Consider the following 15,512-nt stretch of genomic DNA (forward strand, 5'->3'; position numbering starts at 1 on the left):
TCTAGTAAATTTTTCGTTTTTTTTTAAACTCTTTTTGTAATTCAGGATCTGCTTTAGTAGGTTTATAAAGTCCTCTTTTATAACTGAATCCTAACTTTTTAAGTAATTTTCTAATCATTGAAGAAGAATATTTAGGGCCATATTTATCTTCAACATATTTAGCAAGTAAAGCACTAGTCCATACATTTTGGATATAACCAAAATCATTAGGTTTTTTATTTACAACTATATATTTAATATCCTTAATGATGTCTACTGTTAATTCACTTGGTATATTACCACCACGTTGGTCAATTATATTTAAAGGACTATCGTTCCATTGATTAATATACCTTGTAATAGTAGATCGAGATTTTCCTAAAGTATCCATGATTATTGTAGTATCAACGCCGTTATAACACATAATAACTGCCATTAATACAGAATTAGTATATTTACTTGAAGTTTCAGAGGCTAATTGTTGTAATTCTTCAATAGTATATCTGTGTAATGTTTTAACTTCAATGAATTTTCTGCCCATTTATAATAGCTCCTTTATATATAAGTTATCTTAATTATAAATCTTTTTGGGCAAGATTAATACTGGAAAATTTCAGTCTAAGTTCACGAGACTATATAGGTGGTTTTGTTTCAGAAGTAATAGAATCAATAGATGAGATTATAGCTAATTCTGAAAATAAAGGTTTAAAGGTAAGGGGAGAAATATTTAAAAGATTGTTAAAAGAAAGTGATAACAAAATATTTGATGGTTGGGAAGAATATAGAGATAGTATAATTGAAATTTCTGCTAAATTTGCAGATGTTAAAGAGTTTAGAGATAAGCTCAAGTTAAAGATAGAGCACCTAGTTAGTAAAAATCTTGATAATACTTATCAGAGGTATCATAGTGAAAACTTGCTTCTAATATTATTTGAAATAATAGATGAATATGGCAGTGAAGAAGAGGCAGCAGAGTTTATAAAAGCAAACCTTAAATTTACAGCCTTTAGAGAGCTGCTTATAGATAGGCTAATAAAAGAGAAAGATTACTCAAAAGTTATAGAGTTGGCATTAGAGGGAGAAGTAAAAGACCAACAATATTTAGGGCTAGTATCAAAATGGAAAAAGATAAGATATACAGCTTATAAAGAGCTTGGACTTAAAGATGAACAAGAGAGATTAGCAAAAGAACTATTCTTTGGTGGTGATTTTGAATATTATAAAGAACTAAAGGAATTACATAAAAGTGATGAAGAAATTTTTTATAATCAAATAAAAGAAGAGTTAAAAAATAATAGGGACTGGCATGTGAAAAGAATCTATCTTAAGCTGATAGTTGAAAAGGAGGATTTAGCTGCGTTAATGGAATTTGTAAGAGAGAATCCAAGAACTATCGAAAATTATGCAGAGATGTTAGTAGATAGATATGAAGATGAGGTTATAGAGATTTATAAAGATTTTATAAAAGTTGAAGCTAATTCTGCTTCAACTAGAAAGATGTATCAAAAGGTATGTAAAAAGCTTAAAAATTATAAAAATATTGCAGGTAAAGAAGATTTAAAAGAGCTGATAAATGAGTTAAGTGTTATTTATAAAAGAAGACCAGCCTTCTTAGATGAATTAGGAAAGGTTAAGTAAAGGGTATAATAAATTAGTAGAAGCAGACACTAAAAGTAGTTGCTTAATTAAAGTTGCAAGTTAATATGAAATAAGAAAGGAGAAGAAGAGATACTATGACAAAGGTACAAGCACCAATAGAAACAGGATGGAACTTAGAGAACAGTTATGCAAATTTGCCGAAATTATTTTTTAGTAATATCAATCCAACACCTGTATCTTCACCTAAGTTGATTATTCTAAATTACCCTTTGGCAAAATCTCTAGGGTTAAATATAGAAGAGCTACAAAGTGAAGAGGGGGTGGAGGTCTTTGCTGGTAATAGAGTCCCTGAAGGTGCTATCCCCCTTGCTCAAGCTTATGCGGGGCATCAATTTGGTCATTTTACGAGGTTAGGGGATGGTCGAGCTTTGTTGATTGGTGAACAGATTACCCCTTCAGGTAAACGCTTTGACATTCAGCTTAAGGGTTCAGGTAGAACACCCTATTCCCGTGGCGGTGATGGTCGAGCTACACTTGGACCGATGTTACGAGAATACATCATCAGTGAAGCGATGTATGGCCTTGGTATTCCTACTACCCGTAGTTTGGCAGTAGTGACAACTGGTGAGATGGTAAGGCGTGAAACTGAGTTGCCTGGTGCAATTCTAACTAGGGTGGCTGCTAGCCATTTACGAATTGGAACCTTTCAATATGCTGCAAATTGGGGTACTAAGGAGGAACTTGAGATTTTAGCTGACTATGCAATAAAGCGCCATTTCCCACAGATTAAAGATGATGATAATAAATACCTTGCTTTACTTCAAGAAGTGATTAAGGCTCAGGCAGAGTTGATTGCCAAATGGCAACTAGTTGGCTTTATCCATGGGGTGATGAATACTGACAATATGACCATTAGTGGAGAGACTATCGATTATGGTCCTTGTGCCTTTATGGATACCTATGATCCAGAAACAGTCTTTAGTTCTATTGACCGTAGAGGTCGCTATGCTTATAAAAACCAGCCTCCTATTGGTCAGTGGAATCTTGCACGATTTGCTGAAGCCCTTCTACCCCTGCTTCATGATGATCAGAAGGAAGCCATTAAGTTAGCCGAGGATGTACTTGCAGATTTTATTAAATTATATAATAGAAATTGGCTAGCAGGAATGAGAAAAAAATTAGGAATATTTAATGAAGAGGCAGAGGATGGAGACCTTATTGAGAAGCTTCTTAGTATAATGGAGGAGTATGATTTAGACTATACCAATACTTTCTTGGGATTAACCTTTGATAAATTGGAGGATAGTGACTTGTATGATAACACAGAATTTGCCCAGTGGTATGAAAGATGGCAAAAGAGGCTAGATAGGCAGCAAGAGTCAAAAGAATCCTCCCATCAATTGATGAAAAAGAACAATCCTGCATTAATTCCTCGCAATCATCGAGTAGAAGAGGCACTAGAAGCTGCAGTCAAAGAAGGAGATTATAGTGTGATGGAGCACTTCCTTGAGGTTCTTGAAGATCCTTATGCCCATTCTTCTGAACAAGAGAAATATTCTATACCGCCTGAGCCATCAGAGATTCCTTATCGAACTTTTTGTGGCACCTGATTTCAAGGTTTTATCGATAGAAAGCCAGATGGTTTTCTGTCGATATCTTTAATGAAACTAATTACTGACTAAATTTCGATAACTATATCATAAGCATTATGTTATAATGAAAATAACATTACTAAGATAGGAAGTTTAACAAAATGTGTCGTTTAAACCCACGAGTAGATAGGTTGTATTCAGCCATCACGGAAAGCCCATTTTAGGCTTGGGGGGATTTTGCTTTTAAAAAATTATTCGGTAGTGAAGAGGGAAGAAAAGAAGGTATAGAAAAAGGAAAAAAGAAATGGTAAATAATTTACTTAAATTAAGAATAGGGATGAATAAAATAGTTGAAGCAAGGAGATTATCTAAGCAGGAAATACAAAAGATAAAAGATAACCTATAAAAGGGTTATCTTTTTCTTATAAAGGCTTACTTTTATTATTTTCGAGAATGATAAGGAAGACTTTAAACTAATTAAGAAAACCTACAATAATTTAATAGTAGATAGAATTAAACTGCTATTAAATTAATCCTTGATATCATATTAGATATGGAGGATTATAGCTGATGGATGTCTACTTAATAAGAGAATCAATAATGACAATTACTCTCAAAACTTTTAATTTCTCCTTGATTTAAAACTTAAATCCTAGTAAAATAATTATAGTTAACCAGATAGCTTTAAATCAGCTTTTAAATGAGTATTCGTTATTGTAGTTCACATTTATATATTATTAGTAATACACATTAATTAGGAGGAGAGTAGTTATGAAATTTACAAAGATGCATGGATTAGGCAATGATTTTGTATTAATTGATTGTATTGAGAAGGAAGTAGAGAATCCATCTCAATTGGCTAAAGAGATGTGTGATAGAAACTTTGGGATTGGAGCAGATGGATTGGTATTAATCTTACCATCAGATTTAGCCGAAGCTGACTATAGAATGAGAATCTTCAATCCAGATGGTAGTGAACCACAGATGTGTGGAAATGCAATCAGATGCTTTGCTAAGTACCTTTATGAAAGAGGATTAACAGAGAAGACTAACCTTAATATAGAGACTTTGGCTGGAATGATTAGACCTGAACTAATCTTAAAGGATGGAGCAGTAGAGCTCGTTAAGGTTGATATGGGAGAGCCTATCTTAAGAAGAAGTGAAATCCCAATGGTAGGTGGTGACCAGGAGCAAGTAATCAAAGAAAAGTTAGTAGTTGGTACTGAGACCTTTGAGGTGACTACTGTATCTATGGGTAACCCCCATTGCGTTATCTTCGTAGATGATATTGAGAAGATCGAATTGAACAATTGGGGACCTCAAATTGAGACCCATGAAGTATTCCCAGAGGATATCAATGTAGAGTTTATCGAAGTCTTAAATAAGGATGAGATTGAAATGAGAGTTTGGGAACGTGGAGCAGGGATTACTTTAGCCTGTGGAACTGGGGCATGTGCTTCTACAGTAGCTTCTATCTTAAATGAATATACCAATCGTAAAATTACTGTTCATTTAGCAGGTGGAGACTTAGTAATTGAATGGGCAGAGGATAATAACCGGGTTTATATGAGTGGACCTGCTACTGAGGTCTTTGTAGGAGAATGGAAACTATAAAAAGTAGAGAATTAATATTAAATCAAGTTTTCATTATGAAAGAATAAAGACTTATTTGATTACGAATAGTTTTGTTTTTTTTAAAACTATAAGGGAGAATGGAAATTATAAGCTAAATTCTTAGAGCAGATTATAGTAGTCTGCTCTTTTTCAATTTTTATTAGAATGTTGATTACTCTTCACTTTTCATTAGCAACTTATTACTATCTATAAAGAGTTGAAAATTAGAGTGATAAATGAGATAATTAAAAAATAGTCTGCGAATTTAACTAGAGTTAATTTTTGATAAGGAAACCTATTATACATTGAGTAGAGAGGAGTTTAGAAGATGAAGAAGACTAGGAGTTTAAAATTAGTGGTAGCTGTACTTTTGATTATAAGCTTGATTTTAACAGCTTGTGGTGAAAAGGAGTTTACCGAGAATGAGAAGTCGAGTAGAGATGACAAGTATGGAGGGACTTTAATTACTGCTGGTTTATTGAGTGATCCAGGAAGTTTTAATCCAATAACTAGCTCTGAACATTCAGAAATTGCTGGTATAGTTTTAGAGAGTCTAACTGACTTTAATCCTGAAACCTTAAAGATAGAGCCAGAGTTGGCTAAAAGTTGGGAAGTAAGCAATGATGGTCTAGAATGGACTTTTTATTTAAGAGAGAATGTCAAATGGCATGATGGAGAGCCTTTTAGTGCTGATGATATAATCTTTACCTATGATATAATCTATGATGAGAATATTCCTAACAGTGCCAAGGATGGAATGATTATCGGAGGTGAAAAGATCAAAGTAGTAAAGGTAGATGATTATACTGTAAAGCTGATTCTACCTCAACCTTATGCACCTCTGTTAAGCCAATTGGATGGTTTTGTGATCTTACCTAAGCACAAGCTATATCAGATATGGAAAGAAGGGAAGTTCAATCAAAGTTGGGGAATAGATACTAAGGTAAGTGAAATTGTAGGAACTGGTCCTTATAAATTTGTTGATTATAAGGTTGGTGAAAGGCTTGTCTTTGAGCGTAACCCATATTATTGGAAGAAGGACCAAGAAGGTAATCAACTGCCTTATATTGATCGTGTAGTTCGTCAGATTGCAGGAAGTAGAGAGACTCAGGTGCTCAAATTTGAAAAAGGGGAGACCCATGTTGTAGGAATTAAGAATAGTGATTATAGTAGAATGAAGGTAATGGAGGATGAAAAGAACTTTACCTTATATGATGCTGGACCAACTTGGTTTAAATCACTGATCTCCTTTAATCAGAATCCTAATAATCCCAATTTAAAGGAAGAGCCTTGGAAGTATAAGTGGTTTACCAATGTTCATTTTAGAAGGGCGGCTGCTTATGCAGTAGATAGAGAGACTATTATCAATCAGGTCTATGCTGGTTTTGGTCAGCCTGACTTTAATGCAGTCAGTGCCCCTAATAAGCGATTCCTAAATCCTAATGTTAGAAAGTACCCTTATGACTTAGCTAAAGCTAGAGAAGAACTAAAACAGGGTGGCTTTAGCTGGAATAATCAAGGTCAGTTAATAGATCAAGATGGTCGAGTTGTAGAGTTCACCTTTGTAACTAATGCTGGTAATGAATTAAGTGAGGCTAATTTAAATATTATCGCCAATGGCTGGAAAGAGCTAGGGATGGTTGTACATGCTACACCTATTGACTTTAGTAAACTGGTCAGGCAACTTACCAGTGAATATACTTGGGATTCTTTCTTCCTCTATTTTAATGGAAGCCCAGAGCCAAATAGTGGTTCTAATGTTTGGAAGTCTAGTGGAAATCTCCATATGTGGAATCCAAAGCAGAAAGAACCAGCTACCCAGTGGGAGGCAAGAATAGATGAACTCTTCTTAAAGGCTGCTACTACTTCTAACTATGAAGAGCGTAAGAAGTATTATGATCAGTGGCAAGAGATTATAGCAGAGCAGGTTCCAGTTATCTTTACAGCAGTTCCTGATGCAATCTATGGTGTTAGAAATACTCTAAAAAATGTAAGTTCCAATGCCTTAGGTGGGGTATTGTGGAATTTAGAAGAGCTCTACTTGGAAAAATAGAAGATAATCTTTAAAGAGGGTGGCTGCTTAATTGGTCACCCTCCTCCCTTTGTAGTATTTATTCTAAATTATGAGAGGAGTGACAGGATGTTAACTTATATATCTAAGAGGCTACTACAGGTAATTCCATTATTACTGATAATTTCAATGGTTAGCTTCTTTATAATGCAATTTACTCCAGGGGATTATCTTGAGACCTTAAAGATGAATCCAGATATCTCAAAAGAGCTAATCAATGATTTGAAGGTCAAGTACGGTTTAGATAAGGGTCCTGTAGAACAGTACTTTCGGTGGCTTTGGAGAGTATTGCATTTAGACTTTGGTAGGTCCTTTAAATGGAATGCCCCAGTAACAGATGTTATGGGTAGTAGGTTATTAAATACCTTAATCCTATCCTTAGCTGCTATGGTGATTAGTTGGGGGATGGCTATACCAATTGGAGTGCATTCAGCAGTCAAGAAGTATAGCTGGAGTGATAATATTCTAGGTGTTTTTGCTTTTATAGGATTATCGATTCCTAACTTCTTTTTTGCATTATTATTATTATTTCTGATAGTGAAGTTCGATATCAACCTACCTATCGGTGGAATGACCAGTGTTGATTATGAATGGCTAAGTCCTTGGGAGAAAGTTATTGATGTATTAAAGCATCTTTTAGTTCCTGCTATTGTATTAGGGACTGCATCAGTAGCTGGATTGATGCGCCAGATGAGAGGGCAGATGATAGATGTAATGAGAGAAGATTATATTAGAACAGCTCGGGCTAAAGGTTTGCAGGAAAGAAGAATTATTTATAAGCATGCCTTTAGAAATGCGATTAACCCTCTAATAACTATCTTTGGCTTTCAATTAAGTGGACTCTTAAGTGGAGCAGCCTTAACAGAGATTGTAACTGCTTGGCCAGGGATGGGGAGGATGATGCTAGAAGCTGTTAGAGCAAAGGATATCTATCTAGTAATGGCAGGGCTGATGATGGGGAGTTTATTATTGATAATTGGAAATTTAGTTGCTGATATATTATTATCTCTGGTAGATCCTAGGATTAGATATGATTAAAGGGGTGAAGAAGAATGGCTAAATTAAAGATTAAAGAAGAGAGGAATAAGGACACTTCTAATAGAGAAGAATATTCTTTTTGGAAAGATAAACTTTCATTATTAGCTAAACACTCCATGGCAAGTATAGCTGCTGTTATTATTTTGATATTATATCTAGTGGTTATTTTGGCTGGCTTCTTAGCTCCCTATCACCCAAATCAGGCTTTTAAGAATCATTTCTTCCATCCGCCTACTAAGATTCACATTAAGGATGATGATGGACTGACTTGGCCCTATGTCTATGCTACTAAGGAGGTAGGTTGGGCAAAGTACGAAGAGGATAAAAGCAAGAAATACCCAATTAATTTATTTTATCATGGAAGTGAGTATAAGTTTTTAAAGTTGATTCCAACCAATATTCACTTTATAGGGGTAGATGAATCAGCCCATCTCTTTTTAATGGGGACTGATAATTATGGAAGGGATATCTTTAGTAGAATACTATTTGGAGGAAGGGTATCGATGTTCTTAGGTTTTGCTGGGATATTGATTACCAGTATCTTTGGATTATTAATTGGAGGAGTTGCAGGTTATTATGGGGGTTGGATTGATAGCCTATTAATGAGAATAGTAGAGGTGATTTTAAGTATTCCTAGCTTCTATCTATTATTGGCCTTAGCGGCAGTATTACCGATTAAATTATCCTCTACTTTTAGATTTTTCTTAATAATTCTGATTTTATCCTTTATTGGCTGGGCAGGGATGGCAAGGGTAGTTAGAGGAATGGTGATGGCGATTAAGGGGCAAGATTATGTAGTGGCAGCTCAATCTTTGGGTGCTAGTGATTTTCGAATAATTTGGAAGCATATCTTACCAAGAGCAACGACCTATGTAATTGTTAGAGCGACTTTGGCTATACCTGGGTATATTTTGATGGAATCAGGCTTAAGCTTTATTGGATTAGGTATTCAACAACCTGATGCTAGTTGGGGTAATATGTTAAGTTCAGCTCAGTCAATAACCAAGATAACTTCATTTCCGTGGCTATTAATACCGGGACTGATGATTTTTATCACCATCTTATCCTTTAATCTATTAGGTGATGGGGTTAGAGATGCTTTAGACCCTAAGAATGAGTAGAGTTATAGATAGATTTAAAGTGGGATTTAATAAGTATATTCAGACAGTAACGAGTGACAAGTAACAGGTGACAAGTTAAGTTCTTTACTGGTTACTTGCCACTAGATACTAAAGTATCGTAATATCCTTTTACTGTATAATCTGTTCTACTGGCACAATATCTTAGAATAGAATATTATTATAGAATTTATTAATCTCTAGCAGGAAAACTCTCTTAAAGGGAGAATAATAACTTGTTATATATAAAGAATGGAGTGGAATTAGATGTTTAAGGTCCTATAGCTAAAGAGACCTTATATTCTTAGTCTTGACAGTGATCAGTGGTATAATATATTTACTTTTTCCTATATTAAGTTTGATTCCTAATCAATCGTAGTTCAATAAATGGAGAGGTTAAGTATCGGAATTATCGTGAAGGCAACTTCTTACCTGCTTTTAAGAATCATGCTTTTGAGATTAATGAAAAATTATGTTGGAATAGAGAATCAGTAGATGAAGGTTTTGGACTGATTAAATTTGGTTCTTGTACTGAGGTTATTATGCCTGAGTATGTAGAGGTAAAGGTTAAAGAAGGTAAGAGGTAGAATTACTATCATTGGGGAGGTAGTTGGGAATGATTAGAGAGTTTTTAAGAGAGAGAAGTATCAAGGAGTCTGTTGATTTAAAATTGATTCCTTGTGCAGTGACTATGGGGAATCTATCTTGTGGAATAATAGCTATTTTAGCTATTATCCAAGAAGAGATGCATCTAGCTCCACTATTTATCTTATTAGCAGGTCTTTTTGATGTATTTGATGGGAGGATTGCTAGGGGTCTTGGAGCAACAAGTGACTTAGGAAAAGAGTTAGACTCTTTAGCTGATATAGTTTCCTTTGGTATTGCTCCAGCGGTATTGGTTTGGAGAGTAGGACTGATAGAATTGGGTGGTTTTGGGCTATTGTTGGTGGTTTTATTCTCTATGGCAGGTGCCTTGAGATTAGCAAGGTATAATATCACAGAATTTGATGGTTCTTATGTGGGAGTACCAATTACTGTAGCAGGGGCTTTATTGGCTTTTGTTAGCTTTTTTAGTTATAAGTATTCAGTACCTGTGGAGCTTCTAATCTTATTGATAATACTACTATCTTATTTGATGATCAGCAAAGTTAAGATTCCTAAATTATAAGGTTGAAATTATATCCTATTATAAAATATTTTAGAAAATATAAACCTTGAAGAGGTATTGCCCTTTAAATATTGAATAATTATAGTAAAAAGAATTAATTTAATATCTTAGGGGGAAAAGTTATTATGAAGAGATTCTTACTAATCTTATTACTGCTTTTAATGGTATTATTCCCTAATAAAATTTGGGCTGTCAGCAAGGTTGAAGGTAAGTGGCAGGAGGTAGCTTTAGAGAGGAATAATCTATTAAATGATGATAAAGAAAATATAGTAGCAAAATATGAATTAGCTGTTGCATATGCTAATTTGGGGAAGATAGAGCAAGCCACGGAGATATTTAAAAGTTTAGATGAGACAAAAGGAAAAGAGGTACTAAAAGAGATTATTCCTAAGTATGAGATGATAGTAGAGAATAATACTGATGATATTATAGATAGTAATTATTTAGCATTTGCTTATTATATAATTGAAAATTACAAGGATTCTAAGCAATTATTTAATAGATTAGTTAAGTTAGACCCACAAAATATCTGGTCTTATAATTATTTAGCTGTGGTAGAGCATGAACTAAAGAATTATAATCAGGCTGAGAGGACATTAAAGAAATCTTTAGAAATAAAAGAGAGTGAATATACCCACTTTCTTTTAGGTGCCAATTATTATAAGAAAGGAAAAATCTTTAAAGCTTTATATCATATAGGCAAAGGTGGCAAAGGTGTCTCCTTATTCTTAAATTAAATAAGACCAATTAATTAAGACGAGGTTCTTAGGAATCTCGTCTTTTTCTATTCACAGTTTTAGTTAAGAGTACATAAAATATATGTATAAAAATTTGGAGGTGATTTGATGAAGAGATTATTGACTGGAAGTTTGGTATTAATCTTGTTGTTGACCTTAAGTTTTGGTGCTTTTGCAAAGACTAAGGTTAGGTTAAATGAAGTTGTTCATTCTATCTTCTATGCACCTCAATATGTGGCAATACATAAAGGATTCTTCGATGATGAGGGATTGGATATAGAATTATCTACTGCTTGGGGTGGTGACAAAGCAGCCACTAGTTTGATGTCTAATAATGCTGATATAGCTTTAATAGGTCCTGAGACAACTCTGTACATCTATCAGCAAGGGGCAGATAATTATCTGGTTAACTTTGCTCAATTGACCCAAACAGCAGGTTCTTTTCTATTAGCAAGAGAACCTATGCCTGGTTTTACTTTAGAGGATCTAAGGGGTAAGAAGATTATTGGTAATCGTCCAGGTGGTGCTCCAGAGATGGTAATGGAGTATACTCTACGCCATAATGGGATAGAGCCCTTTAAAGATGTAGATATTGTTACCAATTTAGACTTTACAGCAAATGCACCAGCCTTTAAGAATGGATTAGGTGATTTTGTACAATTATTTGAGCCAAAGGCTTCACAATTAGAAGCTACAGGTGCTGCACATGTAGTAGCCTCTTTTGGAGAGCTTGGTGGAAAGGTACCTTATACAGTTTATATGGGAAGAAAGAACTATATTAAAGAGAACCCACAAACAGTCTTAAAGTTTACTAAAGCAGTCTACCGTGCTCAGAAGTGGGTTTATTCCCATTCAGCTAAAGAGATAGCTAGAGTGATTAGACCTTCTTTTCCAAATATAGACTTTGATATTTTAATAAAGGTAGTGGATAGATATAAGAGCCAAGATACTTGGTCCCATAATCCAATTCTAAAGAAGAAGGATTTTGAACATTGGCAAGAGATTATTATGGAAGCTGGAGAGTTAGAAGAGATGGTTGACTATAGAGTATTAGTGAATACCAACTTTGCTAGAAAATCTATCAATTTAGTAGAGTAAGGGGGGATAGTTGTGTCTAAGGTAGAGTTTAAAGATGTAGGAATGAAGTACCATACTTTAGAAGGTGAGACAGAAGCCCTTAAAGACCTAAGCTTTACTATAGAAGATAGTAAATTTATCAGTTTGATCGGTCCTAGTGGTTGTGGCAAGAGTACTACTTTATCACTTTTGGCAGGATTACTATCTCCAACAGATGGTCAAGTGATGATTGATGGTAAAGAAGTAATGGGTATCAATCAGAAGGTTGGTTATATGTTACAGGAAGATTATCTCTTTCCTTGGAGGAGTATTCTAGATAATGTCTTATTGGGACTGGAAATTAGAGGTCAGCTCAACGATGCTAGTAGAGAGAGGGCACGCCAATTGTTAGCTGATTATGGACTTGGAGATTTTGAAGATTATTATCCTACCCAATTATCAGGGGGGATGAGACAAAGAGTGGCTTTAGCCAGAACTTTAGCCATTGAACCTGACATCCTTCTATTAGATGAACCCTTTTCTGCTTTAGATTATCATACCAAGTTGGCCTTGGAGGATGAGGTTGCCCAAATATTAAGGGAAGAGAAGAAGACTGTTATCTTGGTAACCCATGATATTGGAGAAGCAATTGCTATGTCTGATAGGGTATTGGTCTTTAGTGAACGCCCAGGACAAATTAAGAGTGATCATAAGGTAGACTTGACTATAGAAGGGGAGTATTCAACCTTTAAAGCAAGAGAATCAGTAGAGTTTAATAGGTACTTCAATTCCTTATGGGAGGAGTTGGATATCTATGTTTAAGTTTATTGAAGGAATATTGAGTAAAGGTGCTGTTAGTAAAGAGCATGGTCAATATTTAAGGAGGGTCAGATTAAAGAAGATAGGAGTTAAGTTCTCCCAATTGTCCATTCTAGTAGTAATTATTATAGCTTGGGAGCTAGCTGCCAGATATAAAGTTATTGACCCTTTCATTACCAGCTATCCAACCCAGATAGTTAAGACCATCTACCAGATGGCTTTAAATGGAGAACTTGTCAAACATACTTGGACTACAATTTATGAGACCTTGGTAGGGTTTAGCTTAGGTGCAATAATAGGTTTGATAGTAGCTACTGCTTTATGGTGGTCTGATTATCTATCTAAGGTTTTTGAACCTTATATTGTCTTATTAAATGCCCTGCCTAAGATGGCATTAGGTCCAATCTTGATTATTTGGTTAGGTAATGGAGTGACTGCGATTATAGGAATGTCATTATTAGTCTCAATAATAGTAACCATTATGATGGTTTACAATGGTTTTAAGGAGACAGATAAAAATAAAGTCAAGCTACTACGTACTTTAGGAGCAAATGAGTTCCAAATCTTTAAAAAGGTAGTCTTGATGGAAAATCTACCGACTATCTTCTCTGCTCTAAAGGTGAATATAGGTTTATCTTTAGTAGGAACGATAGTAGGAGAATTTTTAGTCTCAAAAGCTGGATTAGGTTATCTAATAGTCTATGGTGGTCAAGTCTTTAAGTTGAGTTTAGTAATGACCAGTGTGATTATTTTATGTATAGTTGCAGGATTATTATATTATTTAATAGTTTGGTTAGAAAAAAGTTTAATCAAATGGGATACTTGATCAATCTCTCTGCCTAGCAGGGGGATTTCTTTTATCTGTTTATAATCATTGGAATCATTAATCTTTTTATCGCATAGTGAATAGGTTAATTTAAGAGGAGTTAATGGAAGTTAGTCAGTTTTGTTTATGTTACTTTAATTAACTATGATTCCAGAGGGATTTGATAGAAAATTAGTTGGAGAGATATTTCAGGGACCTTTTAAGAGAGTAGTAAATTTATTTAATAATATATATCAGGAAAATATAAGCTTTGATTATCAGGAGGGATTTTAGGGGTTTATATACCTAAAAAATTAGAGTAAAGGAGGGGTTTAATTGGTAATAGAAGGTGGTCAACTTGTTATCTTTTTAGGTACTTTTGATGTAAATGCTTTAGAGAATACCTCACAAGTAATCTTTGGTGATGATAACTTCTTTCAAGCCAAGATAGTCAAGTTAAGAATAACCTAGTTACAGGGCAGATTTATGGTGACTTTGATGTTAATATTCAACAACCAGTTGCTTCACCAATTTATGATTCAGATGGGCTAGATATGAATTCACCAGCTATTCAGACACCATTGGGGTTAGAAGATTGATAAAGTATTTTTGATAGTCTGGCTTTTATAGTCAGGCTTCCTTGTGATAGTTAAATTTGAATATGGATAATAGCAGTTAATGGGTATATTGCGATACTTTTCACACCTCATCCCCAACCCTTCTCCTACTCTTAGAAGAAGGGAGAAAAGTAAAAGAGAAAGAGTTTCCCCTCTCATTAGTTAAGGAGAGACTGGTTGTGTACGAAGAGTAATTGAACTGTATTACTCGTAGGGGGATTAAGGGGTGAAGTGTGAGGTTTTGAACTTAATTTTTAACTATAAAAGTATCGTATTATCTATCTATTACAGTAATTCTTCTACTAGCCGTAGAACCTTAGATTTACTTATTTGCTTAATCATATAAATAGGCAAGATAACATAAGTTTTAATTAAAGGTAATAACTTTATTTAGACTTTATTCCAATAATTTTTTATTGAATCTAAGATTATAAACTTTTTTTCAAAGCATCTTAAAAATTAACCAATTTGCTCTATAAACATAATATAAATAGAATAGCTATGATACTAATGAGGAGGGAATGATTTATGTCTGTAAATATTATATATAATGCTATCAATGTCAATAGCCTTAATACCAACTCTACAGTGTCTATTGGTGAAAATGCCCAGACTAATTGGGACTCTCATAATAAAAATAATTATGGTAATGGTAGTCATTATGGTATAGTTAATGTTTTAGCACCATCAAATATAATTTTTGATAATGATATTTTAGATACACCAATAAATGACCCAGACTTTGTACCAACAGCCCAAGCTGAGTAACTCTAAGGGGGGATGATATTGGATAAGGAAGGAAATCAGATTGTGGTTTTTGAGAGTATTAATGTCAATTCTATCAATACTTTATCAGGAATCTTTGTAGGAGATAACTTACAATGCTTTTGGAGAGCACAAAATAAATTGAATTCAGGCTTTGGTGAGGTAAAGGGAGAAGGCAATCTAGTTTTAACCCCTTTTAATGTTGTAGCTGATCCAGATTGTATTGATAACCCATCTATTTATCATGAAATGGAGGATAATAATGGCTAGGATTAGGTTCAAAAATCTTAAGATAGAGAATATTAATAATTCTTCAGGAATTTTTTCTGGTGACAATTTGCAGGTTAAATGGAAGTCTTATGTACAGCAAAGTAGTGGGTATGGAGAGTTGCAAGGCAATTTTAATAAAGTAGATAAGGTTAAGAGTGTAGTTGTTAAAAGGGAAAGTAAATAGTTATAAATTATTTGAAATTTACTTCAAATTGTTCATTTATATAGATTTCTAATTTAAAGTTGAGGTCTATAGTATCTAAT

At 34.1% G+C, this 15,512-nt stretch carries 16 protein-coding genes; 15 read left to right on the forward strand and 1 reads right to left on the reverse strand.

Annotation, left to right across the window (positions count from 1 at the left end; all coding sequences use genetic code 11):
• Window position 1: 1 nt before the first annotated feature.
• Window positions 2-520 (reverse strand): helix-turn-helix domain-containing protein, encoded by a 519-nt coding sequence (locus U472_RS09545; RefSeq protein WP_068715671.1) that lies wholly within the window; start codon window positions 518-520, stop codon window positions 2-4.
• Window positions 521-714: 194 nt separating this feature from the next.
• On the opposite strand from U472_RS09545, the gene U472_RS09550 reads away from it, so the two are divergent.
• The 15 genes from U472_RS09550 to U472_RS09615 all read left to right on the forward strand — a co-directional run bounded on the left by U472_RS09550 (window position 715) and on the right by U472_RS09615 (window position 15,432).
• Window positions 715-1,617, forward strand: a complete 903-nt coding sequence (locus U472_RS09550) for a hypothetical protein (RefSeq protein ID WP_068717878.1) — start codon at window positions 715-717, stop codon at window positions 1,615-1,617.
• 95 nt (window positions 1,618-1,712) lie between these two features.
• Window positions 1,713-3,188: a protein adenylyltransferase SelO gene (locus tag U472_RS09555; protein ID WP_068717887.1), complete on the forward strand. Its 1,476-nt coding sequence runs from the start codon at window positions 1,713-1,715 to the stop codon at window positions 3,186-3,188.
• A 753-nt stretch (window positions 3,189-3,941) separates the two neighbouring features.
• The gene (gene dapF / locus U472_RS09560) at window positions 3,942-4,784 is read left to right on the forward strand and encodes a diaminopimelate epimerase (RefSeq protein ID WP_068717892.1); all 843 of its coding nucleotides are present in this window, start codon (window positions 3,942-3,944) and stop codon (window positions 4,782-4,784) included.
• Between the two features lie 328 nt (window positions 4,785-5,112).
• Window positions 5,113-6,837 carry an ABC transporter substrate-binding protein gene (locus U472_RS09565; protein WP_068717893.1) on the forward strand — a complete coding sequence of 575 codons (1,725 nt, stop codon included), beginning with the start codon at window positions 5,113-5,115 and terminating at the stop codon, window positions 6,835-6,837.
• A gap of 87 nt (window positions 6,838-6,924) precedes the next feature.
• On the forward strand, window positions 6,925-7,893 hold the full coding sequence (locus U472_RS09570; protein WP_068717895.1) for an ABC transporter permease: 969 nt from the start codon (window positions 6,925-6,927) through the stop codon (window positions 7,891-7,893).
• 14 nt (window positions 7,894-7,907) lie between these two features.
• A complete protein-coding gene (locus U472_RS09575) occupies window positions 7,908-9,014 on the forward strand; it encodes an ABC transporter permease (protein WP_083189847.1) in 1,107 nt (368 codons plus the stop codon).
• Between the two features lie 613 nt (window positions 9,015-9,627).
• On the forward strand, window positions 9,628-10,179 hold the full coding sequence (gene pssA / locus U472_RS09580) for a CDP-diacylglycerol--serine O-phosphatidyltransferase (protein ID WP_083189848.1): 552 nt from the start codon (window positions 9,628-9,630) through the stop codon (window positions 10,177-10,179).
• 125 nt (window positions 10,180-10,304) lie between these two features.
• On the forward strand, window positions 10,305-10,916 hold the full coding sequence (locus U472_RS09585) for a tetratricopeptide repeat protein (RefSeq protein WP_068717897.1): 612 nt from the start codon (window positions 10,305-10,307) through the stop codon (window positions 10,914-10,916).
• 108 nt (window positions 10,917-11,024) lie between these two features.
• Window positions 11,025-12,014: an ABC transporter substrate-binding protein gene (locus tag U472_RS09590; RefSeq protein WP_068717898.1), complete on the forward strand. Its 990-nt coding sequence runs from the start codon at window positions 11,025-11,027 to the stop codon at window positions 12,012-12,014.
• 42 nt (window positions 12,015-12,056) lie between these two features.
• On the forward strand, window positions 12,057-12,794 hold the full coding sequence (locus U472_RS09595; protein WP_083189906.1) for an ATP-binding cassette domain-containing protein: 738 nt from the start codon (window positions 12,057-12,059) through the stop codon (window positions 12,792-12,794).
• Window positions 12,787-13,617: an ABC transporter permease gene (locus U472_RS09600; protein WP_068717901.1), complete on the forward strand. Its 831-nt coding sequence runs from the start codon at window positions 12,787-12,789 to the stop codon at window positions 13,615-13,617. The genes U472_RS09595 and U472_RS09600 overlap by 8 nt, the downstream gene beginning before the upstream one ends.
• Before the next feature lie 315 nt (window positions 13,618-13,932).
• Window positions 13,933-14,067 carry a hypothetical protein gene (locus tag U472_RS17415; RefSeq protein ID WP_281201092.1) on the forward strand — a complete coding sequence of 45 codons (135 nt, stop codon included), beginning with the start codon at window positions 13,933-13,935 and terminating at the stop codon, window positions 14,065-14,067.
• Window positions 14,068-14,741: 674 nt separating this feature from the next.
• Window positions 14,742-14,981, forward strand: a complete 240-nt coding sequence (locus U472_RS09605) for a hypothetical protein (RefSeq protein ID WP_068717903.1) — start codon at window positions 14,742-14,744, stop codon at window positions 14,979-14,981.
• An 18-nt stretch (window positions 14,982-14,999) separates the two neighbouring features.
• Complete coding sequence (locus U472_RS09610) at window positions 15,000-15,248, forward strand: hypothetical protein (RefSeq protein WP_068717905.1); 249 nt, start codon at window positions 15,000-15,002, stop codon at window positions 15,246-15,248.
• Entirely contained in the window at window positions 15,241-15,432 is a 192-nt protein-coding gene (locus U472_RS09615) for a hypothetical protein (protein ID WP_068717907.1), read from the forward strand. Before U472_RS09610 ends, U472_RS09615 begins: the two co-directional genes overlap by 8 nt.
• The last annotated feature ends 80 nt before the right edge of the window (window positions 15,433-15,512 follow it).

This window comes from Orenia metallireducens, from assembly GCF_001693735.1.
Classification (GTDB): Bacteria; Bacillota; Halanaerobiia; order Halobacteroidales; family Halobacteroidaceae; genus Orenia; species Orenia metallireducens.

Excerpts from the sequence above, each read along its gene's own strand:
- U472_RS09545 (WP_068715671.1), bottom strand. The coding sequence starts at position 520 with ATGGGCAGAAAATTCATTGAAGTTAAAACATTACACAGATATACTATT.
- U472_RS09555 (WP_068717887.1), top strand. The coding sequence starts at position 1,713 with ATGACAAAGGTACAAGCACCAATAGAAACAGGATGGAACTTAGAGAAC.
- dapF (WP_068717892.1), top strand. The coding sequence starts at position 3,942 with ATGAAATTTACAAAGATGCATGGATTAGGCAATGATTTTGTATTAATT.
- U472_RS09565 (WP_068717893.1), top strand. The coding sequence starts at position 5,113 with ATGAAGAAGACTAGGAGTTTAAAATTAGTGGTAGCTGTACTTTTGATT.
- U472_RS09570 (WP_068717895.1), top strand. The coding sequence starts at position 6,925 with ATGTTAACTTATATATCTAAGAGGCTACTACAGGTAATTCCATTATTA.
- U472_RS09575 (WP_083189847.1), top strand. The coding sequence starts at position 7,908 with ATGGCTAAATTAAAGATTAAAGAAGAGAGGAATAAGGACACTTCTAAT.
- pssA (WP_083189848.1), top strand. The coding sequence starts at position 9,628 with ATGATTAGAGAGTTTTTAAGAGAGAGAAGTATCAAGGAGTCTGTTGAT.
- U472_RS09585 (WP_068717897.1), top strand. The coding sequence starts at position 10,305 with ATGAAGAGATTCTTACTAATCTTATTACTGCTTTTAATGGTATTATTC.
- U472_RS09590 (WP_068717898.1), top strand. The coding sequence starts at position 11,025 with ATGAAGAGATTATTGACTGGAAGTTTGGTATTAATCTTGTTGTTGACC.
- U472_RS09595 (WP_083189906.1), top strand. The coding sequence starts at position 12,057 with ATGAAGTACCATACTTTAGAAGGTGAGACAGAAGCCCTTAAAGACCTA.
- U472_RS09600 (WP_068717901.1), top strand. The coding sequence starts at position 12,787 with ATGTTTAAGTTTATTGAAGGAATATTGAGTAAAGGTGCTGTTAGTAAA.
- U472_RS09605 (WP_068717903.1), top strand. The coding sequence starts at position 14,742 with ATGTCTGTAAATATTATATATAATGCTATCAATGTCAATAGCCTTAAT.
- U472_RS09615 (WP_068717907.1), top strand. The coding sequence starts at position 15,241 with ATGGCTAGGATTAGGTTCAAAAATCTTAAGATAGAGAATATTAATAAT.